Origin of the sequence: Gordonia sp. VNK21 (assembly GCF_046098115.1) — a bacterium.
Taxonomy (GTDB): domain Bacteria; phylum Actinomycetota; class Actinomycetes; order Mycobacteriales; family Mycobacteriaceae; genus Gordonia.
Genome location: NZ_JBJURU010000003.1, coordinates 202,320 through 227,680 on the forward strand (window position 1 = coordinate 202,320; position 25,361 = coordinate 227,680).

The window sequence follows — 25,361 nt, forward strand, 5'->3', positions numbered from 1 at the left end:
GGCCCCGTGCCGCCCGGCCAGCCACATCTCCTCGCAGGAGGCGTCGAAGGCCACCGCCAGGCCGGCCAGCACCCGGTCGCCGGGCCCGAGGGGCTGACTCTGGCAGAACAGCCGGGCCTCGGCGTCGACGAAGGCCGCCGCATTGCGGTGGGTCACCGCCACCCCCTTCGGGGTGCCGGTGGATCCGGAGGTGAAGATGATCCACGCATCGCCGTCGGGCGTCACCGGGGAGTCGTCGACGATGACCGTCGCCGCGGGTGATCCGGCCGCGGTCGCCGGCCCGGTGGGGTGGATGCCGTCGGCGTCGATGACGGCGTCCACACCCGCCTCGCCGAAGACCAGTGCGGCTCGCTCGTCCGGGTCGTCGGTGTCCACCGGCACGTAGGCCGCGCCGGCGTAGAGGGTCGCCAGGATCGCGATGTAGAGGTCCTGCCGGCCCGACGGCATCCGGATCCCGATCCGCGATCCGCGGCCCAGCGACAGCGCGGCGAGCCGGCCCGCGGTGCGCCGCACCAGAGCGAGCAGTTCGGAGTAGCTCAGCGGTTCGGTGCCGTCGTCGACGGCTGGTGCATCCGGGTACCGGAAGGCGGTTTCGGTGAGAATGTCTACAAGCGTCCGGGCTGTGGGGGCGTCGCCCGAGCGCAGGTATTCCGGAGGGATCGGCACGCTCCGATTGTCCTATACCGCCGGTGGATTCGCGCGATGGTCGGGCTATCGCCCGGCCGGTGTCGTCCGTATGGTGATGCACGACACGGCACCGTGTGACCGGTCGGTGTCGGACCGGAGATCAGCAGGTGAACGAGGGAAGGCACACAGGTGAGCGAGCACAGCACGGTCGAAGATCTCTTCGGCATCGATCGGCTTCTCGACGACGACGAGCGGGCCGTCGCGGCCACCGTTTCCGACTTCGGCGTCAAGCGGCTGCGCCCGCAGATCGCCGACTGGTTCGAGACCGGCCGGCTGCCGGTGCGCGAGCTGGCCCGCGAACTCGGCGAGCTCGGTCTGTTCGGCATGCACCTGGAGGGCTACGGCTGCGCCGGCACCTCGGCGACGGCCTACGGACTGGCCTGCCTCGAGGCCGAGGCCGTCGACTCCGGACTGCGCAGCTTCATCTCGGTGCAGGGCTCGCTGGCGATGTTCGCCATCCACCACTGGGGCAGCGAACAGCAGCGCGAGCAGTGGCTGCCGGCGATGGCGCGCGGCGAGGCCCTGGGCTGTTTCGGGCTCACCGAGCCGGACTTCGGCTCCAACCCGGCCGGCATGCGCACCCACGCCCGCCGGGACGGCGACGACTGGATCCTGAACGGCTCAAAGATGTGGATCACCAATGCGCCGGTGGCCGACGTGGCGGTGGTGTGGGCCAAGACCGACCTCGAATCCGGCTCGCGCGGTATCCGCGGCTTCCTGGTGCCGGCCGGCACCCCGGGCTTCACCACCAACGAGATCACCCGCAAGCTGTCGCTGCGCGCCTCGGTGACCGGTGAGATCTCACTCGACGACGTGCGGCTGCCGGCCGACGCGCTGCTGCCCGGCGCGGCCGGGATGCGCGGCCCGCTGTCGTGTCTGAACGAGGCGCGCTTCGGGATCGTCTTCGGTGCGGTGGGCGCGGCGCGCGACTGCCTTCAGGCGACGCTGGAGTACGCGGTCTCCCGGGACGTCTTCGACAAGCCGCTCTCGGGCTATCAGCTCACTCAGGGCAAGCTCGCGGATATGAGCGTGGAGCTGGGCAAGGCCTATCTGCTCGCACTGCAGCTGGGCCGGATCAAGGATGCCGGCGGCATCCGTCCGGAGCAGGTGAGTCTGGGCAAGCTCAACAACGTCCGGGAGGCGATCGCCATCGCACGCGAATGCCGGACGATCATGGGCGCCAACGGCATCACGCTCGAGTACCCGGTGATCCGGCATGCGAACAATCTGGAGTCGGTGCTCACCTACGAGGGCACCTCGGAGATGCATCAGCTGATGATCGGCAAGGCGCTCACCGGTCAGGACGCCTTCCGCTGAGCGGCCGGGAGGCGCACGAGTTTCTTCATTTCAGCGTCCGACGCGGGCGCTCGGCATAGGCGGGGAGGTCCCGCCGGAATTTCGAAAGGCACGGTCAATGGCAGCGGATCTGAAGTTCGGGCTCAAGGCGTCGGCGGAGCAGTTCGGCCCGCGGGAACTGGTGGAGATCGGAGTGGCGGCCGAAGAGTTCGGCCTCGACTCGGTGACCATCAGCGATCATTTCCAGCCCTGGCGGCACAACGGCGGGCATGCGCCGTTCTCGCTGGCCTGGCTGGCTGCGGTCGGCGAGCGCACGCAGCGGGTGCAACTGGGCACCTCGGTGCTCACCCCCACCTTCCGGTACAACCCGGCGGTGATCGCGCAGGCCTTCGCCACCCTCGGCTGCCTGTACCCGGGCCGGGTGATGCTCGGCGTGGGCACCGGTGAGGCGCTCAACGAGTACGCGACCGGCTTTCAGGGCGAGTGGCCCGAGTTCAAGGAGCGATTCGCCCGGCTGCGCGAATCGGTGCGTCTGATGCGCGAACTGTGGTCCGGCGAGAAGGTGGACTTCGAGGGCGAGTACTACCACACGCAGGGCGCCTACATGTACGACGTTCCCGAGCAGCCGATCCCGGTGTACATCGCCGCCGGCGGCCCGGTGGTGGCCCGCTACGCAGGCCGGGCCGGCGACGGCTTCATCTGCACCTCCGGCAAGGGCATGGACCTCTACACCGAGAAGCTGATCCCGGCGGTCCGGGAGGGCGCGGGCAAGGCCGAGCGGAACTTCGCCGACATCGACCGGATGATCGAGATCAAGATCTCGTACGACCGGGATCCGGAGGTGGCGCTGGAGAACACCCGCTTCTGGGCGCCGCTGTCGCTGACCCCGGAGCAGAAGCATTCGGTGAACTCGTCGGTGGAGATGGAGCGGCTCGCCGATGTGCTGCCCATCGAGCAGGTGGCCAAGCGGTGGATCGTGGCCTCCGATCCCGACGATGCGCTCGAGCAGATCAAGGCGTATGTGGATGCCGGCCTCAACCATCTGGTGTTCCACAACCCCGGACACGACCAGCGCCGCTTCCTCGAGGCGTTCAGCGCAGACGTGCTGCCCCGGCTGCGGGAGCTGACGCCGGTCACGCAGTGACTGGCGGGGCGGTCACTCTCCGGTGCCGCCTCCGGAGTCGCCCGTCACGGTCTCGGTGACGGTCGTGGTGACCTCGTCGGTGCGCGTGACGGTGTCGGTCTCGGTGACCGTCCTGGTGCGCTCGGCGGTCTCGTGCTCGGTGGCGGTGCGATCGTTGGTCACCGTCTCGGTGGCCGTGCGGGTCTCGGTGACCGGCTCGCCCGAGACCTGCGTGGTCCGCACGCTGGTCTGGGTGATCGTGGCCGGCGCGGTGGACGAGCCGCGCCCGTCCTGGCCGACGAGGAAGAAGCCGAGCACGGTGAGCGCGGCCGCGCCCACTGCGACGGAGGTGATGGTCTGCCAGCGGCGGACGGACCGGGCCGCCGTCTCGGCCTGATCCACCGAGCCGGTGGATGCGCCGATCGGCTCGTGCGGCTGTGTCAACGTCGCTCCTTCATACTTGCCTGATTCCCCGTCTCCGGCGTGCCGGAGACGGGGTTTCGCGTGACACACGTTACCGTGCGCCGATCGGTGGCCCCGGACGGAGGCGCCGGGACCGGCAGACGGCGACCGGTGACGGTGCCCGCCGTGCGGGCGGTCGCGGGGCCGCACACCGGCGGGAATCGGACATGTCCGAATTGTGCCAGCCCTTCAGTCGATCTGTGACCTGTCCGAAAGGCGGGCTCGGGCACGTTTCGGCGGTTGGCCTCGGCAAACCGACAGGTGCGGCGGGTTATGTCCCCCATCCTGGGGACAAAAATGCGTGCTGACCAGTGCTTCTGAAAGGCCGCAGACATGTCCGGAGGGTCTTAGAGTCGGGGTATGAACAATCCGGCGCGTTGCGCACAGAAGGTTTGCACGTTTGGCGCGCATACCTGTGAATCCGGCTGAGTAACAGCGCACCCACCGAACCGGTCCCGATCTCGGGGTGAGGGCCGGTCATGACTCCGTGGACGACCGGCGGCGGGCATCTCGCCGGCCGGCCATGGCACGCAATGACAACAGCACGACCCCACCTGAGAAATGAGGAAGTCCATGGCATCCGACCCCGACCACAACGAAGCCATTCTGAGCCCGGTTTTCAATCGTGAGGGCGAGGCCACCACGCTGCCGCGGTACGAGATGGCCGAGGAAATGCTCTACCCCGAGACCGCCTACCAGATCGTTCACGACGAGGCCATGCTCGACGGCAACGCCCGCCTGAATCTGGCCACCTTTGTCACCACCTACATGGACAAAGAAGCCAAGCTGCTCTATGCGCAGACCGTCGACAAGAACATGATCGACAAGGACGAGTACCCGGCGACCGCGGAGATCGAGGACCGCTGCTGGCGGATCCTGGGCAACCTGTGGAACGTGCCGGACGCCGGTGACACCATCGGTACCTCGACGATCGGCTCGTCGGAGGCCTGCATGCTCGGCGGCCTGGCCCTCAAGCGGCACTGGCAGGAGAACCGGCGCAAGGCGGGCAAGTCCACCGAGAAGCCGAACCTGGTGCTCTCGACCGCGGTCCAGGTCTGTTGGGAGAAGTTCTGCAACTACTTCGAGGTCGAGCCGCGCTGGGTGCCGGTCAGCCGTGATCACCTGATGCTCGACGGCCACGATCTGGAGAACTACGTCGACGAGAACACCATCGGCGTGGTGGCCATCATGGGCCAGACCTACACCGGACTCTACGAGCCGGTGAAGACCATCTCGGAGAAGCTCGACGAGATCGAGAAGAACACCGGTCTGGACGTGCGCATCCACGTCGACGGCGCCTCCGGCGCCATGATCGCGCCGTTCTGCCAGCCGGAGCTGGAGTGGGACTTCCGCGTCCCGCGCGTCGCCTCGATCAGCACCTCGGGCCACAAGTTCGGCCTGGTGTACCCGGGTGTGGGCTGGGTGGTCTGGCGCGATCAGGAACGACTGCCCGAGAGCATGGTCTTCCACTGCAGCTACCTCGGTGGCGACATGCCCACGCTGGCGCTGAACTTCTCCCGGCCGGGTGCTCAGGTGCTGCTGCAGTACTACCAGTTCCTGCGCCTGGGCAAGCAGGGCTACCGTGCCGTGCAGCAGAACTCGCTGGACGTGGCGCAGTACCTGTCCTCCGAGATCGCCGCGATGGGTCCGTTCGAACTGATCAGCAAGGGTGACACCATCCCGGTGTTCGCCTGGATCCTCAAGGACGGTCACACGGAGAACTGGACTCTCTACGATCTCTCGGACCGGCTGCGGATGAAGGGCTGGCTGGTGCCGGCCTACCCGATGGCCGACGATCTGGGCGACATGACCCTGCAGCGCATCGTGGTGCGGGCCGGCCTGTCGCACGATCTCGCCACCCGGCTGCTCACCGACATCAAGGCCGAGGTGGAGATCCTCGACTCGCTGCACAACCCGGTCGAGGGTACGCAGAAGAGCGGTTTCCACCACTGAGTCAGCGGTAGTCGGAACCCGCGGGCGGGTCGCGGATTCGGGGCCGTGCCCCGTCCGCGGGTTCTTAAGACAGTGAAAGGAGTAAGGCATGACGGCCGCTGTGACCGGTGCTGCCACCCGATCGCACAGCGCAGTCTTGACCCCGACGCTCACCAAACAGTGTGTGGGCTTCATGATCGGATCGGCGTTCTTCGCGCTCGGCTCTGCCCCGGGATTCGGCTCGCTGGTCGGTGCCGCCTGGGTCAACATCGTGTACTTCGTGGGCGCCTGGTTCTTCACCGGTGCGGCCCTGATCCAGCTGGTGCTCAGCGGCGCGATGACCGTTCCGGTGGAGTATGCGCCCGGCAGGATGTTCCGCGCCGAGTGGCTGGCTGCAGCCACCCAGTTCTTCGGGACGCTGCTGTTCAACGTGAGCACCACCGGAGCGCTGGCCGCCCACACCATCAAGGGGCAGCAGCACCTGGTGTGGACCCCGGACGCCGGCGGCTCGGTGGCCTTCCTCATCAGCGCCTGCTTCGTGCTGCTGGCGTTCGCCCGGCTTCACCCGTTCTGGTCGGTCCGCACGGCGGACTGGTGGTCCGGACAGATCAACATGGCCGGCTGCATCGCCTTCGGCGTGGCGGCGGTGGCCTCGTTCATCACCACCGCGGGAGTGACCGTGGATGCGGTGCTGGCCAATGTCACCACCTTCATCGGCGGCGTCTGCTTCTTCCTGTCCTCCCTCATCGTTCTTCCGGCACTGAGACGGGCATCGACATGACACGACAGATCACGGACTATCCCGGCGGCCTCAGCGACGCCGACGTAGCCGACTGGTACCGCCGTCTCGAGCGGGGTGCCGGAGGGGCGCTGCGCGCCACCATGCGCCGGCTGTCCGGGCGGGCCGGCATGCTCGGCTGCGGCCCGGACGTGCTCGTCGACGCCGAGGACCCGGACGGCTTCGAACTGCTGCTGCACGTGCGCCAGCAGGCACTGCTCCGCAGTTTCGCCTGCCTGACCACGCCGATGCGGGTCCGTCGCACCCCGGACCTGATCCGGCGCGAGCCGTCGGACGATCTGGTCGTCACCGTCCTGTGGGGCCGGGGCCGTCAGCGGGTCAGCGGTGGCGAGCGCGAATGCTCCTACGGGCCGGGCCGATTGGCGATCCGGAGCAACTCGTCGCCGTACGCGATGGTCTCCGACGGCGTCAGCGATCCACTCGGCGTGATCATTCCGCTCGAGGCGCTGGGCAAGGACCGCCGGCTGGTGAGTACCGCGCTCTTCCCGTTCTCCGGGGACAGCCTGCTGGCCCGGGCGACGGCCTCGTTCATCGGCAGTTTCGTGCTGCAGAGCCTGGTCTCCTCGGCGGACGAGTCGACTCAGGCCACCGTGATCGATCTGGTGACCCAGACGCTGCGCGAGGCGGCGACCGGCTCGCCGGCGATCGACACGCTCCTGCTGCAGCGCCAGTCCGCCGACGAGTTGATCGAGCGCAACTTCTGGAACGCCGACTTCGACGTGGAGAACCTCGCCCGCGAGATGCATGTGAGCCGGCGCCAGCTCTACCGGCTCTTCGACGACGGTGAGACACCGGCCGCGGTGATCGCGGTGCGCCGGGTGCAGGAGGCACGCCGGCTGCTGCGGGAGAGCCCGCAGCTGTCGGTGACCGCCGTCGGCCGGCTGGTCGGCTTCGCCTCGGAGGCGGCCTTCCGGCGGCGGTTCCACGACATCTGCGGCGTCTCGCCGGCCGCCTACCGCCGGGCCGGGTTCGTCGAGCCGGCGGCGGTTCCGCTCAGGCCGGAGCTGGCGCAGGGTTCGGCGGGCGGAGCCGCCACAGCGGGTTGACCGGGCCGTGGCCGGCGCCGAGCGGATAGGCGGCGGCCACGCACCGGGTGATCCAGTCCTTGGCCAGCGCCGCCGCATCGGGTACGGCCAGTCCGTGGGCCAGGGCGGCGGCCGCGGCCGCCGCCAGGGTGTCGCCGGCGCCGTGATCGTGTGCGGTGGGTATGCGCGGTGCGTCGAGCCGGAGGAACTGCCGGCCGTCCGAGAGCAGATCCGGGCTGCGCTCGCTGCCGCGCAGATGGCCGCCCTTGACCAGGGCCCAGCGCGGCCCGAGGTCGAGCAGCGCCCGCACCGCCGCCCGCTGGGAGTCGTCGTCGTCGACCTCGATGCCGGTGATCAGCCGCACCTCGTCGAGATTCGGGGTCACCAGGGTGGCCATGGGGAAGAGCCGCTCGATCAGGGTGCGCAGCGCCTCCGGATGCAGCAGCGGGTCGCCGTGCATGGAGGCGCACACCGGGTCGATCACCAGCCCGATGTCTCCGCCCGCCCCGATGCCGTTGCGTGCGAACGCATCCGCGACGGCGGCGACGATCGGTGCGGAGGCCAGCATGCCGGTCTTGACCCCGCTGACCCCGATGTCGCCGACCACCGTGTCGATCTGCGCGGCCACCACGTCCGGATCCACCTCCTGCACACCGGTCACGCCCAGACTGTTCTGCACGGTGACGGCGGTCAGCGCCACGCAGCCGTGCACGCCGAGCAGGGTGAAGGTGCGCAGGTCGGCTTCGATGCCGGCACCGCCGCCCGAGTCCGAGCCGGCCACCGTGAGGGTGCGGACCGGGGTGGCCCCGGGCGCAGGCAGCGGCAGCCAGCCGGACCGGTCGGTCATGACGAGTGTCCCGAACAGCCGCCGCCCGAGGCCGAGCCGACCGGCTCGAGCGAGAGTTCCACCACCCCGGCGTACTGCTCGCGGATGTCGGTGGAGAGCTTCATCGAGCAGAACTTGGGCCCGCACATCGAGCAGAACTTGGCATGCTTGGCCGGCTCGGCCGGCATCGTCTCGTCGTGGAACTCGCGGGCGGTGTCCGGATCGAGCGACAGGTTGAACTGATCGGTCCAGCGGAACTCGAAGCGCGCCTTCGACAGCGCATCGTCGCGCTGCTGCGCCCGCGGATGCCCCTTGGCCAGATCGGCGGCGTGGGCGGCGATCTTGTAGGCGATCACCCCGGCCTTGACGTCGTCGCGGTTCGGCAGCCCCAGGTGCTCCTTGGGGGTGACGTAGCAGAGCATGGCGGTGCCGGCCTGGGCGATGATCGCCGCCCCGATCGCCGAGGTGATGTGATCGTAGGCCGGGGCGATGTCGGTGGCCAGCGGTCCGAGCGTGTAGAACGGGGCCTCCTCGCACAGCTCTTCCTCCAGCCGCACGTTCTCGACGATCTTGTGCATCGGCACGTGTCCGGGTCCCTCGATCATCACCTGCACGCCATGGCTTTTCGCGATCGACGTGAGTTCGCCGAGAGTGCGCAGTTCGGCGAACTGGGCGGCATCGTTGGCATCGGCGATCGATCCCGGGCGCAGGCCGTCGCCGAGCGAGAAGGTGATGTCGTAGCGCGCGAAGATCTCGCAGAGTTCGGTGAAGTGCTCGTACAGGAACGACTGTCGGCTGTGCGCCAGGCACCAGGCGGCCATGATCGCCCCGCCGCGCGAGACGATGCCGGTGACCCGGTCGGCGGTGAGCGGGACGTACTCCCACAGCACGCCGGCGTGCACGGTCATGTAGTCCACGCCCTGCTCGGCCTGCTCGATCACGGTGTCCCGGTAGACCTCCCAGGTGAGGGCCTCGGGGACGCCGTCGACCTTCTCCAGCGCCTGGTAGATCGGCACCGTGCCCACCGGGACGGGGGAGTTGCGCATGATCCACTCGCGGGTGGCGTGAATGTCCTTGCCGGTGGACAGGTCCATGATGGTGTCGGCGCCCCAGCGGGTGGCCCACACCATCTTCTCCACCTCCTCCTCGATGGAGCTGGTGACCGCCGAATTGCCGATGTTCGCATTGACTTTCACCGCGAAGGCCTTGCCGATGATCATCGGCTCGCTCTCCGGGTGCCGGTGGTTGGCCGGGATCACCGCCCGCCCGGCGGCCACCTCGCTGCGTACCAGTTCGGCGTCGACACCCTCGCGGGCGGCCACGAAGGCCATCTCCGGTGTGACGATTCCGGCCCGGGCCCAGGTCAGCTGGGTGGCCGCCGACGTGCCGGCCGGTGCGGGCAGCGGTTGCGGGTGCTGCCAGCTCTCCCGGGTGGGCGGCAGGCCGCGGTGCAGGTCGATCGTCGCGGCCGGATCGGTGTACGGGCCGGAGGTGTCGTACAGGTCGAGGTGGTCGCCGTCGGTCAGGTGCACCCGGCGGATCGGTACGGCGAGTCCGCCGGTCTGGAGATACTGCTTGCTGCTGCCCTCGATGGGGCCGCAGGTGATCGACGATGCTGCGGGCATGGCTGTACCCATGGTGATTCCTCCCTACGCCGGCATTACCCGGACAGGTTCGTACGGTCGGCGACCGCCCGTCGCCATCTCAGCCCTCGGATCCGCGAGAGCCCCCGTGTGTTCAATTCTCGGCGCACCGCGAGCGGGTGCGCGGAGCCCAGCATACGACGCGACCGGCGTCGGCGGGGACCCGGTGGTGGCGCAGTCCTGGTCAGGGCCGTGATCGTCCTGTGACGCAAGTGGCTTGCGTGTATTCGAGTGGCGTGAGAGTATTTGTGAGCCAGATCACAGGAGGTAGCCATGCATCGCAAGTCGCGCCGTCACCAGCCGCCGCAGTCCGCCGACTCGATCTTGCAGCACATCGCCGAGGTGGTGCACAACCCCGTGCGGGACCGCTTCGAGCTCTGGGTGGCCGGCGACCTGGTGGGCGTGCTCGGCTACACCCGCGACGAGGCCGATCCGCAGACCGTCGTGATCGTGCACACCGTGCTCTTCGACGAGTACAGCGGTCACGGGCTGGCGACTCGGCTGGCCGGGGCCGCGGCCGCCTATCTCGCCGACGAGGGGGTCCGGGTGCGCCCGGTGTGCAGCTTCGCCCGTCACTTCTTCGCCCGCAACCCGGGCCTGGTGCCGCTGGCGCCGGCGGCCTGAACGGTGCAGACTCCCCGCCGGTGGACCCCGCCTGCGCGACGGCCCCGGTCGGTCGCTCGCGTCAGCCGCCGATGTCGAGGACCAGCGGGGCGTGATCGCTGGCGCCCTGCTGGGCGCGGGCCTGCCGGTCGATGAACGCATCGAAGACCCGGTCGTCGAGGGCGGGGGAGCAGAGCGCGAAGTCGATTCGCATGCCCTGGTTCCGGCCGAACCGGCCGGCCGTGTAGTCCCAGAAGGTGTAGACGTCCGGACCGGGAGCGAACGGACCGGCGCTGTCGATGAAGCCGGCCCGGGTGAACTCGGCGAAGGCCTCCCGCTCGGCCGGGCTGGTGTGCGTGCGGCCGGCGAAGTACTCGGGATCCCAGACGTCCGCGTCGGTGGGGGCGACGTTCCAGTCGCCGGCCAGGACGATCTGTGCAGCCGGGTCGTGGCCGAGCTCGAGCCCGGTCACCCCGGCCAGGGCCTCGAGCCAGTCGAGCTTGTAGCGGTAGTGGGGATCGTCGAGCGCCCGCCCGTTGGGCACGTACAGGCTCCACACCCGGATCCCTCCGCAGGTCGCCGAGATCGCCCGGGCCTCCAGCGGCCGGCCCGGCGCCGGTGCGGGCTGCCCGTCGAAGCCGATGTGCACCTCGTCCAGGCCCACCCGGGAGATGATCGCCACCCCGTTGTAGCCGCCCTGACCGGCCATCGCCACGTCGTAGCCCTCGGCGAGAAAGCTCATCACCGGGAACTGGTCGTCCGCGCACTTGGTCTCCTGGACGGCCAGCACGTCGATCGCGTGCCGGGTCATCCAGGAGACGATCTGCTCGGAGCGCGCACGCACCGAGTTCACATTCCAGGTCGCGAGCCGCATCAGGACACCTCCAGGACGGATACGGGCACCCCGGCCGCCGCCCAGCGGGCGGTCACCTCGGACCGGTGCGCGGGGTCGGTGACCAGCAGCACGGCGAAGCCGCGGCGATCACCGGCCGGCCGGCGATCGCGGTAGTCGTCGCGGTAGTAGCCGATCGAACCGGCGAACCAGTCGAAGTCCGCGTCGGCGGCCTCGGCGAGGAGGGCGTGCGCGTTCTCCACCACCGTCAGGTAGCCGGTCGCCGGGGTTCCGGTCGCGGTGAACAGGCGCGGGTCCAGATCGAGCAGGCAGTCGTCGAAGGCGTCCTTGTTGCGGCCGAAATGGTCCGGGAAGTCCCAGGCCTGCGCCACGGCGGTGTACAGGCCGGGCAGGTCGGCGGCGGCCCGGCCGTCGATGCGGCGCACTGCGGCGTCGGTTCCCGCGGTGGAGCTCTCGCCGGTGATCACGCCGACGGCGGGCCCGTCGGCCGCGGCGGCGGCGTAGAACTCTCCGATCGTGCTGTCCATGGCGTCCTGATCGTCGGGGTGCAGGTGGTCGGGGCGGGTCGGCGGCGCGGGGTGCGGCCGCTCACCCGGCCGGCCCGCGGATCCGGGTGAAGTGCTCGTAGTGGTCCAAGGTGTACCAGGCCGAGCCGTCGTTCGCGGTGATGATGCGCTCGGCGTCGCGGCCGCGGCCGCGCTGCTTCGGATTGACGTCCCACTCCTGGAACTGGAGCCGACGGCCGTCGGCCCCGGTACGCGGCAGCAGGCCCTCGTTGTTGCGGAACGTCCTGCCGCCCTGGGTGCCCGGGGCGTTCGCCGCCTCCGGCCAGCGGCCGTCGTCGATCAGCGCCAGGGTGGCCAGCACGCGGGCGGGGGCGCGGGCCGTGCCGGTTCCCGGGGCCGCGCCGGTGCCGGGTGCCGCAGAACTGGCTGCCGCAGAACCGGGCGCCGCAGAACTGGGCGCTGCGGTACGGGGCCCCGGGGAGTCCTGCGCGCCGGTGTCGTCGCCGGTCAGCCAGACCGCCAGCACGACCGCCACGACGAGCGCGAGGATGCTGAAAGCGGAGGTGAGGATGCGCCTGACCGAGCTGCCCGTACGATTCATCGCCGACTACCGTACGGCAGGCGCCGCGAGCGCCACCACGCGGAATCCGTGGTGGCGGCGGTACCCCTGGGCGCGCAGTTCCCTGCGCCGTGCGGTGTCGTCGCCGGCCGCCTCGGCGGGCGGGCGGCCCTCGGCGGTCAGCGCCTCGAATTCGCTGCCGCCCTCGGGTCCGTCGCCGGCCCGGAAGATCCGCTCGGGCAGGATCGCCCAGCCGGTCAGGCCGCGGTCGGCGTACCACTGCGCCACCCCGGCCAGGTCTGCGGTGCGGGCGGTCTGCTCCAGCGGAATCGCCGCGCAGCCGCGCGGGGTGCGGGCCTGCGGATCGGCCCAGAGCGCCCAGCCGCCGATCCGGGCGTCCTCGGTGCCGCCGACGGCCGCGCTCAGTTCGCCTTGCACGGTGCGGATCTGCGCATTGCGCACCACCTGCGCGGACAGCAGCCGCACCGAGGTCACCGCGGCCAGCGGAATCGCGGTCTCGGCTCCGTCGTGCTCGATCACCAGTGCCTCGCCGCGGCGGCCGCGGAGCACGCCGGTCACGTCCGAGAGCGTGGGCTGATGTGCGAGCGGCGGATTCGGCGCGGCCCGCCAGTCCTCCGGGCCGCCGGCGCCGAGCCGGTACCGGACGACGATGCGGTCGCCGATCAGCGGATCCATGTCCGGGGCTCCTCAGTGCACGCCGGGATCAGCTCTCGTCGGGGTCGTCGTGGCCGAACGGATCGCGCTGGGCGCCCGGCAGCCAGGTGAGGCCGGGAGTGCCCCAGCCGTTGCGTTTGACCGCCTTCTTCGCGGCCCGCGCATTACGGCCCACCAGCACGTCCAGGTACAGGAAGCCGTCGAGGTGCCCGGTCTCGTGCTGGAGCATCCGGGCGAAGAAGCCGTGGCCCTCGATCTCCACCGGCTCGCCGTTGCGGTCGGTGCCGGTGACCTTGGCCCAGTCGGCGCGGCCGGTGGGGAAGCCCTCGCCGGGCACCGACAGGCAGCCCTCGTCGTTGTCGTCGGGATCGGGCATGGTCTCGGGGATCTCGGAGGTCTCCAGGACCGGATTGATCACCTCGCCGCGGCGGCGGACTCCGCCGTCGGGGCAGTCGTAGACGAACATCCGCAGACCACGGCCCACCTGGTTGGCGGCCAGACCCACGCCGTTCGCCGCGTCCATGGTCTCGTACATGTCGTCGAGCAGTTCGACGAGTTCTGGGGCCGGCCGGCCGGCGGCGTCGAGCTCGACCGGAGCGGTGGGCTCGTGCAGCACGGGTTCGCCGACGATGCAGATGGGGAGGACAGCCATGAAAATATCGTACTGAAAGCGTTTCCCGGTGAGTCAGCGCCACTCTCGCGGCGCGGGCGTGGTTAGATACGAAGCGAACCACACCGCTGTCATTCGCCCGCCCGAGCGGGTCGATGAGGACGAAGTTTCACCCTGCATGCCAGGGCACTGTAGGTCATTGAGGGAGCACGATGGACGGCGCAACTGCGCGTAGCCAGAACGGAACCGATCCGGTGACGCCCAGCGGAGTCGCCGATCAGTCCGCCAAGCCGGATCCGCATGAAGTCGGTGACGACGGGCTGACCCGCCGCGAGCACGACATCCTGTCTTTCGAGCGCCAGTGGTGGAAGTACGCCGGTGCCAAGGAAGAAGCCATCAAGGAGCTCTTCGGCCTCTCGGCCACCCGCTACTACCAGGTGCTCAACGCGCTGGTCGACCGCCCCGAGGCGCTCGCCGCCGACCCCATGCTGGTCAAGCGGCTCCGCAGGCTGCGGGCCTCGCGGCAGAAGGCCCGCGCCGCGCGCCGGCTCGGTTTCGAGATCACCTAACAGCTGAGCGTCGCTCACGCGGACCCGTGGGCTAGAGTTGCCTGTGATGAAAGCTGACCGCGAACCCAATCGCCTCCCGCTGCGCGCCGGCGCCATGCTTCTGCTGGCGGTCGCCGTGCTGTTCCTCGCGCTCGGTATCCATTCGGCCACCAAGGACGATGATCCGGCGAAGGAACTCGAGCAGGCCGGCCAGAGCGCGCAGCTGACCGAGACCACCAGTGCCGGCAACGGTGGCGGCGGCACCGCCGGCGAGTCGACGTCGCCGTCGAAGACCACGTCCGCCGACGCGGCCGATGTGCCCGAACTGTGCGTGCTCAACGCCGGCACCGTCACCGGCCTGGCCAAGACGGTCTCGGACGACCTCGAATCCGCCGGATTCTCCATCGGCACCGATCCGGGCAATCTCAGCACCAGCTCGGTCACCGAGAACACCGTCTTCTACAACGAGGGCGAGCAGAGCGCGGGCGAGAAGGTCGCGCAGGCCGTGCCCGGTGGCGCCAGCGCCGAAGCCCGGCCGGCCGCCTTCAGCAACTGCCCCGGTGAGATCGCCGTCGTGGTGGTCACCGGTGAGTCCTCGTAAGGCCGCAACGATCGTCAGCCCAGACCCACTTTCCGCGAAGGAGCCAGACATGTCCGTCCGCAACATCCACGGTGCTTCGGCCAAGCGCGCCCTGCTGGCCCTGGCCGTCGCCGGTGCCGCCGTGGCGCTGAGTGCGTGCACCCCCGACGAGTACCCGACGGACAAGCCGGGGACCACCCCGCCGGTGCAGACCGGCAACCAGGTGATCCCGGGTGATCTGGTGAACGCCGACGACATCAGCGCCGGCGACGAGTCCACCGCGGTGGGCACCGTCTCGCTGATCAACCCCAAGGGCGACTCGGTGGGCGCGGCGAGCTTCGTGCCGGCCGGCGAGGGCGTCAAGGTGACCCTGCGCGTGGTGGATCTGCCCAAGGGACAGCACAAGGTGGGCATCTACTCGGTCGGCGACTGCGGCGGCGACAGCAGCTTCAGCGGCGTCGGCTCGGTGATCAACGGCGGCAACCTGCCGGGAATCTCGGTCGGTGACAACGGCACCGGTTCGGCGATCCAGGACGTGGCCTCGCTGGACGTGGCCGGCCTGAACGGCAAGTCGATGGTCATCGGCGGCACCGACGGCAACATCGCCTGCGGCGTCATCACCGCGGGCTGATCCCACCGGCCGACGACCCCGGTCCGACGACCATGGCCTCCCCGATCGAACCGATCGCCTTTCACGCCTCCCCGCGGCCCACGCTCGGCGTGGAATGGGAACTGGCGCTGGTGGATCGGGACACGAGGGATCTGATCAACGCGGCCCCGGCCTTCTTCGAACTGGCGCAGCGGCGCGGCCTGCCGCGCTCGGGGCAGGTGCACAAGGAGCTGTTGCGCAACACCGTCGAGCTGGTCACCGGGATCTGCCAGACCGTCGGTGAGGCGATGGCCGATCTCGGGGCCACTCTCGACGAGGTGCGGGTGCTCACCGACGAGCTCGGGGTGGACCTGTACGGCGCCGGCACTCACCCGTTCGCCAAATACTCCACGCAGCTGCTCACCGAAGGGCACCGGTACGCGGAGCTGATCGAGCGCACCCAGTGGTGGGGCCGGCAGATGCTGATCTGGGGTGTGCACGTCCATGTGGGCATCGACCGCCGCGACAAGGTCCTGCCGATCCTGTCCTCGCTGCTGCAGTACTACCCGCATCTGCTGGCGCTCTCGGCGTCGTCGCCGATGTGGGACGGGCAGCAGACCGGGTATGCGAGCAACCGGGCGATGATGTTCCAGCAGCTGCCGACGGCGGGACTGCCGTTCCAGTTCTATCAGTGGGAGCAGTTCGAGGGCTTCGTGCACGACCAGCGCACGACCGGCATCATCGACCACCTCAACGAGATCCGCTGGGACATCCGGCCGTCGCCGCATCTGGGCACCATCGAGGTCCGGGTGTGCGACGGGATGTCCAACCGCGAGGAGCTGGCGGCGCTGGTCGCGCTCACCCACTGCCTGGTGGTGGATCTGAGCCGGCGCCTCGACGCCGGCGAGGAGCTGCCGCAGATGGCGCCCTGGCTGGTGCAGGAGAACAAGTGGCGTGCGGCCCGCTACGGGCTGGACGCGATCATCATTCAGAACGCCCGGTGCGAGGAGCGTCTGGTCACCGAGGATCTGGCCGAGCTGCTGGTGCGGCTCGAGCCGATCGCCGAATCCCTCGGATGTGCCGCCGAACTGGCCGGGGTGGCCGGCATCGTGGCGCGCGGCGCGAGCTATCAGCGGCAGCAGGCGGTCTACGCCGCCTCCGCCGATCTGCGTGCGGTGGTCGACTCGGTGGTCGGCGAACTGGGCTGACGCTCAGCGGTCAGCCGGCCGGGCGCAGTCCGTCGAGCACGACCTCGATCGGTTTGGCGGCCTCGGCGACCGTCGTCGAGACCATCGCGAGGCCGGTGGCGATCCGCAGCAGATCGATCGGCGTCACATCGTCGCGGATCTCGCCGGCCGCTGTCCCGGCGTCGAGGAACGATTGCACGGCGTCGGCCAGCAATCGCCCTGTCTCCTGGCGGAATTCGCTGCCGGCGGTCAACGCGGGCAGCAGGGCCTCGGGCAGATCCCGGTTGGCGATCAGGTGGGCGGCGAAGGCCTCGAGCCAGGTGCCCAGGGCCGCTCGCGGCGAGCTGCTCGCCGTCAGCAGTGACTCGGCCCGATCACACAGCTCGACCACCCGGTGCCGGTAGACCTCCTCGACCAGCCGGCCGCGGTCGGGGAAGTGCCGGTACAGGGTGCCGATGCCCACCCCGGCCTCCGCGGCGATCGCGCTGAGCGTCGCATCGTGGCCCTGCCGGTCGAAGACGGCGGTCGCCGCCGCCAGGATGCGCCGCCGATTGCTGCGGGCATCGGCGCGCGGCCGGGCCGGCGCGTCCGGCCGGTCTGTGGTCATCTGTCCTCCTGCTGAGCCGGAGCGCCGTCCGTGCGGTCCGTTCCGTGCCGGCTTCAGCCTACCGGCCGCCGGGCGATCCTCTCCCTTGCAATCGGAGGACCCTCCGCTTAGGGTAACGATCCGGAGGTTCCTCCGGTTAGTGTCCGGTCGCCTCCCGGCAGCAGTACCGGGGCCCGAAGCCGGGCCGACACGCGGAAGGGCGACAGCGACGATGAGCAGTACACGAACCGAGAAGCCGGCGGTGCGCTCCGGCGCCGTCGTCGCCGTGCTGGCGCTGGCCGGCATCGTGGTGTCGTTGATGCAGACCCTGATCATCCCGATCATCCCGAAACTCCCGGAGTACCTGCACGCCGCGCCGGACGACACCGCCTGGACCGTCACCGCCACCCTGCTCGCCGCCGCCGTCGCGACACCCACCATGGGGCGTCTGGGCGACATGTACGGCAAACGGCGCCTGCTGCTGGTCAGCGTGGTGCTGATGACCGCCGGATCGATCGTCGGCGCACTGAGTTCGACGGTGCTGACGATGATCATCGGCCGGACCCTGCAGGGACTGTCGGCCGGCGTCATTCCGCTGGGCATCAGCATCCTGCGCGACGTGGTCCCGAAGGAGAAGCTGGCCGGTTCCGTCGCCGTCATGAGCGCCTCACTCGGCGTCGGCGGCGCCTTCGGTCTGCCGATCGCGGCCCTGATCGCCGACAACGCCTCCTGGCACATGCTGTTCTGGGTCTCGGCGGTGCTCGGCGCGGTCAGCTTCGTGGCGATCGCCGTGATCGTGCCCGAATCGCCGGAGCGATCGGGCGGCGGTTTCGACGTGGCCGGCGCCGTGACGATGTCGGCGGGCCTGGTGGCCCTGCTGCTGGGCGTCTCCAAGGGCGCGTCCTGGGGCTGGACGTCGACGGCCACCCTCGGCTGCTTCATCGTCGCCGTGATCGCGTTCGCGGCCTGGACGGCGTGGGAACTGCGGGCACGCACCCCACTGGTCGACGTCCGCGTCGCCGCCCGGCCGCAGGTGCTGTTCACCAACATCGCCTCCGTGGCCTTCGGCTTCGCCATGTTCGCCACGTCGATGGTCTTCCCGCAGGTGGTGCAGCTGCCCGAGGCCACCGGATCCGGTCTGGGCGGTTCGCTGCTGGTGGCGGGCCTGGTGATGGCCCCGATGGGACTGATGCTGCTGCTCGCCGCCCCGGTCTCGTCCCGGATCACCAACAGCGCCGGTCCCCGGACCACCCTCATGCTCGGCGCGGTGATCGTCGCGGCCGGCTACTTCGGCGGTGCCTACTTCCTCGATGCGGAGTGGCAGCTGGTGCTCATCGGCGTGGTCATCGGCGCGGGTACGGGTCTGGCCTACGGGGCGATGCCCGCGCTGATCATGGGTGCGGTGCCGGCCTCGCAGACCGGTGCGGCCAACAGCTTCAACACCCTGATGCGCTCGCTGGGCACCTCGTTCGCCAGTGCCGTCTCGGGGGTGATCGTGGCGCAGATGACCGTCACGCTCGGCGGGCGCGAGTTCGCCAGCGGGGAGGCGTTCTCCACCATCATGCTGATCGCCGGCGGCGCAGCGGTGCTCGCCCTCCTGGCGACCTGCGCCATTCCGCGCAGCTCGGGGCTGGAGACGTCCGCGGTGAACGTCGACGCCGAGCGCGAGTCCGTGGCCGCGCCGCACTGAGCGGCCAGGCAGGCGCGTCAGCCGCGCGGGCGCAGCTGCGACTCGTCGAGCAGATCCTCGCCGGTGCGCTGCTCCCGGTACACCAGCCGTCCCACCCGCTGGGCGATGACCGGGGCGGTGATCAGTGCGAACATGCCGGTGAGGATGAGCATGCCGCCGTCCGGATGACCGGACAGCCGGATCAGTGTGGCCACCAGCACCAGGATCATGCCGAAGGTCTGCGGCTTGGTGCCGGCGTGCATCCGGCTCAGCGTATCGGGGAACCGGACCAGCCCGATGGCGGCGGTCAGGGCGAGGACCGACCCGGTCAGCACCAGGACGGCGGCGATCACGTCGGCGATCATCGGTCGTCCCGCACCCGGAATCGGGCCACCGAGATGGTGCCGATGAAACTCACCAGACTCAGCGCCACGATGGCCGGCACCACGGTGGTGTCGTAGGTCGCGGCCACCCAGACGGCCAGGCCGCAGATCGTGAGCGCGAGCAGGGTGTCCATCCCCACCAGGCGGTCGAGTGTGGTGGGGCCGCGCAGCGCGCGGTAGGTGGTCAGCACGGCGGCGACGAGCAGCATCACCCCGCTGGCGGTCCAGACGAGCGTCATCGCTTCTCCTTCCGGCGGCGCAGCTTCGGCGACCGTTCCCGCACCCGTTCCCGTTCGGCGAAGGGCACGTGATGGTAATCGTCGTCGATGCCGTGGTATGGGCTCGGATGCCATTCGCTGTCCCGCTCGAAGGCGCGGATGAAGTCCCGCTCCACCCGGGCCACCTGTTTGCGGAACTGATCCACCTGCCGCTGGGTGCGCACGTCGAAGACGTGGATGTAGAGCATCCGGCGCAGATGGTCGATCTCCACGACCATGGTGCCCGGCACCAGATTCAGGTAGTCGACGGCCAGGGTGAGCACCAGGTCGGATTTGATCGCCACGTGGACCCGCACCACCGCGCCCAGCGGCGGCGGACCCGGCCGGATCGCCGCCCACGCCACCTGCGCCGAGGAGATGAAGAAGTTGTAGACCAGGGTCATCAGCAGCCACAGTGCCGCCATCGGATGCAGACGGCCCTCCACCGGCACCCGGGGCAGCGGCAGCAGCACCATCACCAGTACCGCCACCAGCACGCCGACGATCAGGTTGCCCCAGCTGAGGTCGCCCCAGAGCAGCAGCCACACCCCGGTCAGCCAGACCACGCCCCAGATCCGCAGCGCGAACTCGCGCAGATCCCCACCGAACATCTTGGGCACGTTGAGGTGGTTGTGCAGCCAGACGAAGGCGATGGTCGTCGGCCAGGCGAAACCGACCAGCGCGCCGCGCCACAACCGGCCGAAGAACGCCGGGATCGGCCGCTTCCCGACCGGTTTGGCCGGCGGCTTGTACGGATAGGGGGTGTTGCTCATCGGTCCTCACCGGCCTGGGCGCTGCAGATGCCGGTGCCCTGCACCGTCTCGATGTAACTGCAGCGGTCGATCACGTCGTGGGCCGCCCGGTCGGTGAACCCGAAGATCGGTCCGGCCCACAGGGTCAGGGCCAGCCCCACGCCCACCATCGCGGCGGTCGGCAGCACCATGCCCACCGGCATCCGGCCCACGTCCTCACGTTCGTCGAAGGGCACGTCGATGCCTTCGAGGATCAGTGCCGACGGTGTGCTGTCGGACAGATCGCCCTGCGGGGCGTCGGCCCGCGGGCGCCAGAAGGCCTTGGTCCACACGCGCGCCATCACGTACAGCGTCAGCAGGCTGGTGATCACCGACCCGGCGACCAGGATCCAGGCCAGCACCGATCCGTCACGCGCGCCGCCCTCGAGCAGCGCCACCTTGCCGATGAAGCCGGAGAACGGCGGGATGCCGCCCAGGTTCAGCGCCGGGATGAGGAACAGCACCGCCAGGACCGGGCTGGCGATGAGCCCGCCGAGCCGGCGCAGCGAGGCCGAACCGGCCTGCCGCTCGATCAGCCCGACCACCAGGAACAGCGTGGTCTGCACCAGGATGTGGTGGGCCACGTAGTAGATCGCCGCCGACATGGAGATCTCCGAGCCCACCGCGATGCCGAAGATCATGTAGCCGATATGGCTGACCAGGGTGAACGAGAGTAGTCGCTTGATGTCGGACTGGGCGATCGCACCGAAGATGCCCACCAGCATGGTGAGCAGTCCGGCCACCATCAGGACGGTGTCCATCGCGCCGCCCGGGAAGAGCAGCGTGTGCGCACGGATGATGGCGTAGACGCCCACCTTGGTGAGCAGGCCGGCGAAGACCGCGGTCACCGGTGCCGGGGCCGTCGGATACGAGTCCGGCAGCCAGCCCGAGAGCGGGAACACCGCCGCCTTGATGCCGAACGCCACCAGCAGCACCGCGAACAGCGCATTGCGGGTGCCGTCGGGGACGTCGTCGAGTCGCTGGGCCATCTCCGCGAGGTTCAGGGTGCCGGTGGTCGCGTAGGCGAAGGCGATACCGGCCAGGAAGATCAGCGACGAGACCATCGAGACCATCACGTACGAAGCCCCGGCGCGAACCCGGTCGGCACTGGCGCCGAGGGTCAGCAGCACGAAGCTCGCGGCCAGCAGCACCTCGAAGGAGACGTACAGGTTGAACAGGTCGCCGGCGACGAAGGCATTGCACACCCCGGCGGTCAGGATCAGGTAGCTCGGCACGAAGATCGAGACGGGCTGCTGGGCGGTGCCGTCCCGGATACCCTGGCCGACGGCGTAGACCATCACGCACAGCAGCACCGTGGTCGAGACCACCAGCATCAGGGCCGAGAGCCGGTCGACGACCAGCGTGATGCCCAGCGGTCCGTTCGGGAAGCCCTTGTCGCCCCAGCCGCCGATCTTCACCGCGAAGGTGCCGTGCTCGCTGGTCAGGTACAGCATCATCGCCGACGCGATCAGGACGGTGCTCAGCGCGCCGATACTGATCGCGCGCTGGAAGCGCGGGCTGCGTCCGCGCAGCAGGGTCAGGGCGGCGCCGAGCAGCGGCACCAGGGTGGGCAGCACGATCAGCACGGTGATCCAGGAGGGCTGCGGAATCACGGCGCCTCCTGCGGATCGGTGTGGTTCTCACCGTCGGTGTCGTCGTGCGGCGGCATCTCGTCGCAGTCGGCCGGCAGCCGGTCGACGACGGCCGCATCCTCGGGCATCAGATCCGGTTCGATCACGCCGCGGTGGGCGGCGGCGAACTCGTCCGGGGTCATCGGGTTGCCGCGGTTGTCGAACAGGTCGCCGGCCACCGTGTCGGCGCCGGTCTCCGGGTCGTCGCTGCGGTCCCGGTCGGGGAAGTCTCTGAGGGTGCCGGTGACGATCTTGCGGTCCTCGCTGTCGTCCTCGAGGTCGTCGTCGGCCCGATTGAGGACGAACAGCCGGTAGGCCAGGGCGAGGACGAAGGCGGCGATGCCCATGGTGATGACGATGGCGGTGAGCACCATGCCCTGCGCGAGCGGATCGGCGCCGGTCTCCTGGCCGTGCTCCTGGCCTTTGATCGGTGGATGCCCGGGCGGTCCGGCCAGCACCACGATCATCAGGTTGATGCCGTTGCCGACGAGCATCAGTCCGAGCAGCATCCGGATGATGCTGCGTTCGGTGAGCAGGTAGACGCCGCAGGCGCCGAGGGCGCCGGCCACGATGAGCAGGCCCAGACTGACGCTCATGCGTTGGCCTCCCGCTCGGGCAGCGCGTCGCCGGCGGCGGCCGAAACGCCGTCGTCGATCGAATCGAGCCGGGCGCCCAGACTGCGCAGCACGTCCAGCACCAGGCCGACGACGATCAGGTACACCCCGGCGTCGAAGAACATGGCGGTGACCAGGTGCACCTCGCCGAAGACCGGCAGGTGCAGCTCGAAGACCGCCGAGGACAGCGCGGGGGCGCCCAGGGCCAGCGAGGTGACGGCGGTGCCCGCCGAGAGCAGCAGGCCGGCGCCGAGGATGGTGCCGGCCTCCACCGGCAGCGCCTCACCGAGTTCGTAGCGGCCGCCGGCCAGATAGCGGAGCACCAATGCCAGGCCCATCACCAGACCGCCGGCGAAGCCGCCGCCGGGCGCGTTGTGGCCGGCGAAGAAGAAGTACAGCGACAGCACCACCAGGGTGGGGAAGACCAGCCGGGTGGTGGCTTCGAGGACCATCGAGCGGTTCTTCGGATCGCCCAGCTCGCTGCCGCGCAGCCAGGTGGTGCGTTCGGGCACCAGATCGTCGTCGTCGAGGCCGGCCTGCGCCCGGGCCACGTCGGTCACCCGCGGCACCGCGCCGAAGCGGCGGCTGCGGAAGACCAGGGAGGCGACGCCGGTGGCGGCGACGATCAGCACCGAGATCTCGCCGAGGGTGTCCCAGGCGCGGATGTCCACCAGCAGCACGTTCACCGCATTGCGGCCGTGCCCGTAGTCGTAGGCGGCCTCGCCCATGTCGGCCGAGACCGGTTCGGTGTTGCGGGCGGCGGCGGCGAACAGGCCCACCAGCACCAGCATGATGCCGAAGGCGACGGAGATCAGCGCGCGCAGGCCGCGGTGGCCGGTCTTGTGCCGGGGCAGCGGCTCGGACGCCAGTTTGCGCAGTACCAGCACGAAGATCACCAGCGTCAGGGTCTCCACCAGGAACTGGGTCAGCGCCAGATCCGGGGCGCCGTACATGGCGAACAGCACGCCGCAGCCGTACCCGGTCACGCCCATCGCCAGCACGCCGGCCAGACGGTTCCGCAGCACGGTGGTGACCAGGGCGGCGGCCACCATCAGCACACCGACCACCAGCTGGACGTCGTCGTCGAAGCCGCGCAGCTCCAGTTCGTCGCGCCGGCCCAGCAGCAGCGCCGCCATCGGCAGCAGCACCGCCGTGCACAGGATCACGCCCTGGGTGATCGGCAGCGAACCGCGCTGGGTGTTGCGGGTGAGCCAGAGCGAGAGGGTGTCGGCGCTGCGCAGCACCCGGTCGTAGACCCGGTCGGCGTTGAGCCGCGGCGGGTGGCTGAACACCTGATCGCGCACCGCGCGCAGGACCAGGAACAGCACGGCGCCGCCGACGACGACGATGATCGAGAAGACCACCGGCAGGTTGAAGCCGTGCCAGAGCGCCAGATGCTCGATCTCGTGACCGTAGCGGTCGAGTTCTTCGGCGTAGGGCTCGATGAGACCGCCGAGCCACGGGGCGGCGAACGAGCCGGCCACGCCGGCGACGGCCAGCAGCAGCGGCGGCAGCTGGAACATCAGCGACGGCGGATGCAGGCCGGCCACCGGGCGGGTGGGCAGGCTGCGGACCTTGCGGCCGAAGGCGCCCCACAGGAAGCGGCTGGTGTACGCGAAGGTGATCACCGAGCCGAGCAGCAGCACCACGTCGACCGTTTCGCGGGTGATCACCGGGTAGGCGCCGGTCTCCCAGACCGAACCGAAGGCGGTCTCCTTGCCGATGAAACCGATGGTGAACGGCAGTCCGGCCATGGAGGCGCCGGCCACCGCGGCGATCCCGGCGAGCACCGGCAGCCGGTGCCCGAGGCGGGCCAGCCGGCGGATGTCGCGGGTGCCGGTGGAGTGGTCGATGATGCCGACCACCATGAACAGGGCCGCCTTGAACAGGGCGTGTGCGATGACCATGGTGATCCCGGCCATCGCCACATTCGCGTCGCCGACGCCGACGAGCACCAGCATGAAACCGAGCTGGGAGACGGTGCCGAAGGCCAGGATCAGCTTCAGGTCGAGTTCGCGCAGGCTGCGCCAGCCGCCGAGGACCATGGTCGACAGACCCAGCACCAGGACCATCACCTGCCAGGTGATCAGTCCGGAGAAGGCGGGCGCGAGCCGGGCCACCAGATAGATGCCGGCTTTGACCATCGCCGCGGCGTGCAGGTAGGCGCTGACCGGGGTGGGGGCGGCCATCGCGCCGGGGAGCCAGAAGTGGAACGGCACGATCGCCGACTTGGTGATCGCACCGATCAGCAGCAGCGCGGCGGCCACCTGCACGAAGGCCCCGTCGCCCATCGGCTGGGCCAGCACCTCGGAGAGCAGATAGCTGCCGCAGCGTTCGCCCAGCATGATGATGCCCACCAGCATGGCCAGCCCGCCGAAGGTGGTGACCAGCAGCGCCTGGGTGGCCGCTCGCCGGGAGGTGGCGCGCACATTGTTGAAGCCCACCAGCAGGAACGACAGGACGGTGGTGGCCTCCCAGAAGACGTACAGCACCAGCATGTTGTCGCTGACGACCAGACCGAACATGGCGGCGGCGAAGGCCACCAGTTCGCCGCCGAAGATCTCCACCCGGCGGCGCATCGCGTCGAAATAGTTGGCGCAGTAGATCAGCACCAGGGTGCCCACGCCCAGGATCAGTGCCGAGAGGATCGCCGAGAGGGTGTCCATCCGGAGCACGATGTCCATGTCCAGACTCGGCACCCATTCGATGGTCTGGGTGACGGGCACGCCGCCGGCCGGCGGCCAGTTGGCGATCAGCCAGACCAGTCCGCCGAACGGGGCGAGAGCCAGCAGATAGAAGCCTTTGGTCCCGAGGGCCCGCATGATCGGCGGTGCCGCGAGCGCGCTGATGCCCAGCGCGATCAGGACCTGAATCACAAGGGCACTCCGTCATTCGTCGTTGTGCGGGCGGGGTGTCGCGTCGGCGGG

At 69.8% G+C, this 25,361-nt stretch carries 27 protein-coding genes and 1 riboswitch; of the genes, 11 read left to right on the forward strand and 16 right to left on the reverse strand.

Features of this window, described 5'->3' with window-relative positions; genetic code table 11:
- A partial coding sequence (locus tag ACJMNC_RS05520) for an AMP-binding protein (RefSeq protein WP_408946939.1) occupies positions 1–666 on the reverse strand: 666 nt, incomplete at its 3' end.
- 150 nt (positions 667–816) lie between these two features.
- Here ACJMNC_RS05520 and ACJMNC_RS05525 point away from each other — a divergent pair.
- Together ACJMNC_RS05525 and fgd are read left to right on the forward strand one after the other, a co-directional pair.
- Positions 817–2,004 carry an acyl-CoA dehydrogenase family protein gene (locus tag ACJMNC_RS05525; RefSeq protein ID WP_408946940.1) on the forward strand — a complete coding sequence of 396 codons (1,188 nt, stop codon included), beginning with the start codon at positions 817–819 and terminating at the stop codon, positions 2,002–2,004.
- A gap of 97 nt (positions 2,005–2,101) precedes the next feature.
- Positions 2,102–3,127, forward strand: coding sequence for a glucose-6-phosphate dehydrogenase (coenzyme-F420) (gene fgd, locus ACJMNC_RS05530; RefSeq protein WP_408946941.1), 1,026 nt, complete (start codon positions 2,102–2,104; stop codon positions 3,125–3,127).
- Positions 3,128–3,139: 12 nt separating this feature from the next.
- On the opposite strand, the gene ACJMNC_RS05535 is transcribed toward fgd, so the two are convergent.
- Positions 3,140–3,550, reverse strand: coding sequence for a hypothetical protein (locus ACJMNC_RS05535; RefSeq protein ID WP_408946942.1), 411 nt, complete (start codon positions 3,548–3,550; stop codon positions 3,140–3,142).
- A gap of 591 nt (positions 3,551–4,141) precedes the next feature.
- Between ACJMNC_RS05535 and ACJMNC_RS05540 the strand changes: the two genes are divergently transcribed.
- From ACJMNC_RS05540 to ACJMNC_RS05550, 3 genes are all read left to right on the forward strand, one after another.
- A complete protein-coding gene (locus tag ACJMNC_RS05540) occupies positions 4,142–5,521 on the forward strand; it encodes a glutamate decarboxylase (RefSeq protein WP_408946943.1) in 1,380 nt (459 codons plus the stop codon).
- Between the two features lie 88 nt (positions 5,522–5,609).
- Entirely contained in the window at positions 5,610–6,281 is a 672-nt protein-coding gene (locus ACJMNC_RS05545) for a hypothetical protein (RefSeq protein ID WP_408946944.1), read from the forward strand.
- A complete protein-coding gene (locus tag ACJMNC_RS05550) occupies positions 6,278–7,345 on the forward strand; it encodes an AraC family transcriptional regulator (RefSeq protein WP_408946945.1) in 1,068 nt (355 codons plus the stop codon). Before ACJMNC_RS05545 ends, ACJMNC_RS05550 begins: the two co-directional genes overlap by 4 nt.
- Here the strand turns inward: ACJMNC_RS05550 and thiD are convergent.
- Together thiD and thiC are read right to left on the reverse strand one after the other, a co-directional pair.
- Positions 7,293–8,171 carry a bifunctional hydroxymethylpyrimidine kinase/phosphomethylpyrimidine kinase gene (gene thiD, locus ACJMNC_RS05555; protein ID WP_408946946.1) on the reverse strand — a complete coding sequence of 293 codons (879 nt, stop codon included), beginning with the start codon at positions 8,169–8,171 and terminating at the stop codon, positions 7,293–7,295. The two genes, ACJMNC_RS05550 and thiD, sit on opposite strands and share 53 nt — an antisense overlap.
- On the reverse strand, positions 8,168–9,787 hold the full coding sequence (gene thiC, locus ACJMNC_RS05560; protein ID WP_408946947.1) for a phosphomethylpyrimidine synthase ThiC: 1,620 nt from the start codon (positions 9,785–9,787) through the stop codon (positions 8,168–8,170). Before thiC ends, thiD begins: the two co-directional genes overlap by 4 nt.
- Positions 9,780–9,893: riboswitch (TPP riboswitch) on the reverse strand. Its footprint overlaps the gene before it by 8 nt.
- 173 nt (positions 9,894–10,066) lie before the next feature.
- Here thiC and ACJMNC_RS05565 point away from each other — a divergent pair.
- Positions 10,067–10,417, forward strand: coding sequence for a GNAT family N-acetyltransferase (locus ACJMNC_RS05565; RefSeq protein WP_408946948.1), 351 nt, complete (start codon positions 10,067–10,069; stop codon positions 10,415–10,417).
- A 61-nt stretch (positions 10,418–10,478) separates the two neighbouring features.
- Here the strand turns inward: ACJMNC_RS05565 and ACJMNC_RS05570 are convergent, their stop codons facing one another.
- The 5 genes from ACJMNC_RS05570 to ACJMNC_RS05590 all read right to left on the reverse strand — a co-directional run bounded on the left by ACJMNC_RS05570 (position 10,479) and on the right by ACJMNC_RS05590 (position 13,641).
- Positions 10,479–11,270 carry an exodeoxyribonuclease III gene (locus tag ACJMNC_RS05570; protein WP_408946949.1) on the reverse strand — a complete coding sequence of 264 codons (792 nt, stop codon included), beginning with the start codon at positions 11,268–11,270 and terminating at the stop codon, positions 10,479–10,481.
- Positions 11,270–11,776 carry a barstar family protein gene (locus tag ACJMNC_RS05575; protein WP_408946950.1) on the reverse strand — a complete coding sequence of 169 codons (507 nt, stop codon included), beginning with the start codon at positions 11,774–11,776 and terminating at the stop codon, positions 11,270–11,272. Before ACJMNC_RS05575 ends, ACJMNC_RS05570 begins: the two co-directional genes overlap by 1 nt.
- Before the next feature lie 61 nt (positions 11,777–11,837).
- Complete coding sequence (locus ACJMNC_RS05580) at positions 11,838–12,356, reverse strand: ribonuclease domain-containing protein (protein ID WP_408946951.1); 519 nt, start codon at positions 12,354–12,356, stop codon at positions 11,838–11,840.
- Positions 12,357–12,362: 6 nt separating this feature from the next.
- The gene (locus ACJMNC_RS05585; protein WP_408946952.1) at positions 12,363–13,010 is read right to left on the reverse strand and encodes a hypothetical protein; all 648 of its coding nucleotides are present in this window, start codon (positions 13,008–13,010) and stop codon (positions 12,363–12,365) included.
- Positions 13,011–13,038: 28 nt separating this feature from the next.
- Complete coding sequence (locus ACJMNC_RS05590) at positions 13,039–13,641, reverse strand: peptide deformylase (protein ID WP_408946953.1); 603 nt, start codon at positions 13,639–13,641, stop codon at positions 13,039–13,041.
- Positions 13,642–13,811: 170 nt separating this feature from the next.
- Here ACJMNC_RS05590 and ACJMNC_RS05595 point away from each other — a divergent pair, with 170 nt between their 5' ends.
- From ACJMNC_RS05595 to ACJMNC_RS05610, 4 genes are read left to right on the forward strand one after another with little or no spacing between them, the layout of a single operon-like run.
- On the forward strand, positions 13,812–14,168 hold the full coding sequence (locus tag ACJMNC_RS05595) for a DUF3263 domain-containing protein (RefSeq protein ID WP_408946954.1): 357 nt from the start codon (positions 13,812–13,814) through the stop codon (positions 14,166–14,168).
- Between the two features lie 46 nt (positions 14,169–14,214).
- The gene (locus ACJMNC_RS05600; RefSeq protein ID WP_408946955.1) at positions 14,215–14,748 is read left to right on the forward strand and encodes a LytR C-terminal domain-containing protein; all 534 of its coding nucleotides are present in this window, start codon (positions 14,215–14,217) and stop codon (positions 14,746–14,748) included.
- A 49-nt stretch (positions 14,749–14,797) separates the two neighbouring features.
- Complete coding sequence (locus ACJMNC_RS05605; protein ID WP_408946956.1) at positions 14,798–15,358, forward strand: superoxide dismutase family protein; 561 nt, start codon at positions 14,798–14,800, stop codon at positions 15,356–15,358.
- A 32-nt stretch (positions 15,359–15,390) separates the two neighbouring features.
- Entirely contained in the window at positions 15,391–16,524 is a 1,134-nt protein-coding gene (locus tag ACJMNC_RS05610) for a glutamate--cysteine ligase (protein ID WP_408946957.1), read from the forward strand.
- A 10-nt stretch (positions 16,525–16,534) separates the two neighbouring features.
- Here the strand turns inward: ACJMNC_RS05610 and ACJMNC_RS05615 are convergent, their stop codons facing one another.
- Positions 16,535–17,110, reverse strand: a complete 576-nt coding sequence (locus ACJMNC_RS05615) for a TetR/AcrR family transcriptional regulator (RefSeq protein WP_408946958.1) — start codon at positions 17,108–17,110, stop codon at positions 16,535–16,537.
- Between the two features lie 211 nt (positions 17,111–17,321).
- On the opposite strand from ACJMNC_RS05615, the gene ACJMNC_RS05620 reads away from it, so the two are divergent.
- Entirely contained in the window at positions 17,322–18,779 is a 1,458-nt protein-coding gene (locus ACJMNC_RS05620) for an MFS transporter (protein ID WP_408946959.1), read from the forward strand.
- A gap of 17 nt (positions 18,780–18,796) precedes the next feature.
- Here ACJMNC_RS05620 and mnhG read toward each other — a convergent pair whose 3' ends face one another.
- The 6 genes from mnhG to ACJMNC_RS05650 are packed head-to-tail and all read right to left on the reverse strand — an operon-like array spanning position 18,797 to position 25,310.
- Entirely contained in the window at positions 18,797–19,123 is a 327-nt protein-coding gene (mnhG, locus tag ACJMNC_RS05625; RefSeq protein ID WP_408946960.1) for a monovalent cation/H(+) antiporter subunit G, read from the reverse strand.
- Positions 19,120–19,380, reverse strand: coding sequence for a monovalent cation/H+ antiporter complex subunit F (locus ACJMNC_RS05630; RefSeq protein WP_408946961.1), 261 nt, complete (start codon positions 19,378–19,380; stop codon positions 19,120–19,122). Before ACJMNC_RS05630 ends, mnhG begins: the two co-directional genes overlap by 4 nt.
- A complete protein-coding gene (locus ACJMNC_RS05635; protein ID WP_408946962.1) occupies positions 19,377–20,171 on the reverse strand; it encodes a Na+/H+ antiporter subunit E in 795 nt (264 codons plus the stop codon). The genes ACJMNC_RS05630 and ACJMNC_RS05635 overlap by 4 nt, the downstream gene beginning before the upstream one ends.
- A complete protein-coding gene (locus ACJMNC_RS05640; RefSeq protein WP_408946963.1) occupies positions 20,168–21,802 on the reverse strand; it encodes a Na+/H+ antiporter subunit D in 1,635 nt (544 codons plus the stop codon). Before ACJMNC_RS05640 ends, ACJMNC_RS05635 begins: the two co-directional genes overlap by 4 nt.
- The gene (locus tag ACJMNC_RS05645; RefSeq protein WP_408946964.1) at positions 21,799–22,416 is read right to left on the reverse strand and encodes a Na(+)/H(+) antiporter subunit C; all 618 of its coding nucleotides are present in this window, start codon (positions 22,414–22,416) and stop codon (positions 21,799–21,801) included. The genes ACJMNC_RS05640 and ACJMNC_RS05645 overlap by 4 nt, the downstream gene beginning before the upstream one ends.
- Positions 22,413–25,310 carry a Na+/H+ antiporter subunit A gene (locus tag ACJMNC_RS05650; protein WP_408946965.1) on the reverse strand — a complete coding sequence of 966 codons (2,898 nt, stop codon included), beginning with the start codon at positions 25,308–25,310 and terminating at the stop codon, positions 22,413–22,415. The genes ACJMNC_RS05645 and ACJMNC_RS05650 overlap by 4 nt, the downstream gene beginning before the upstream one ends.
- Between the last annotated feature and the right edge of the window lie 51 nt (positions 25,311–25,361).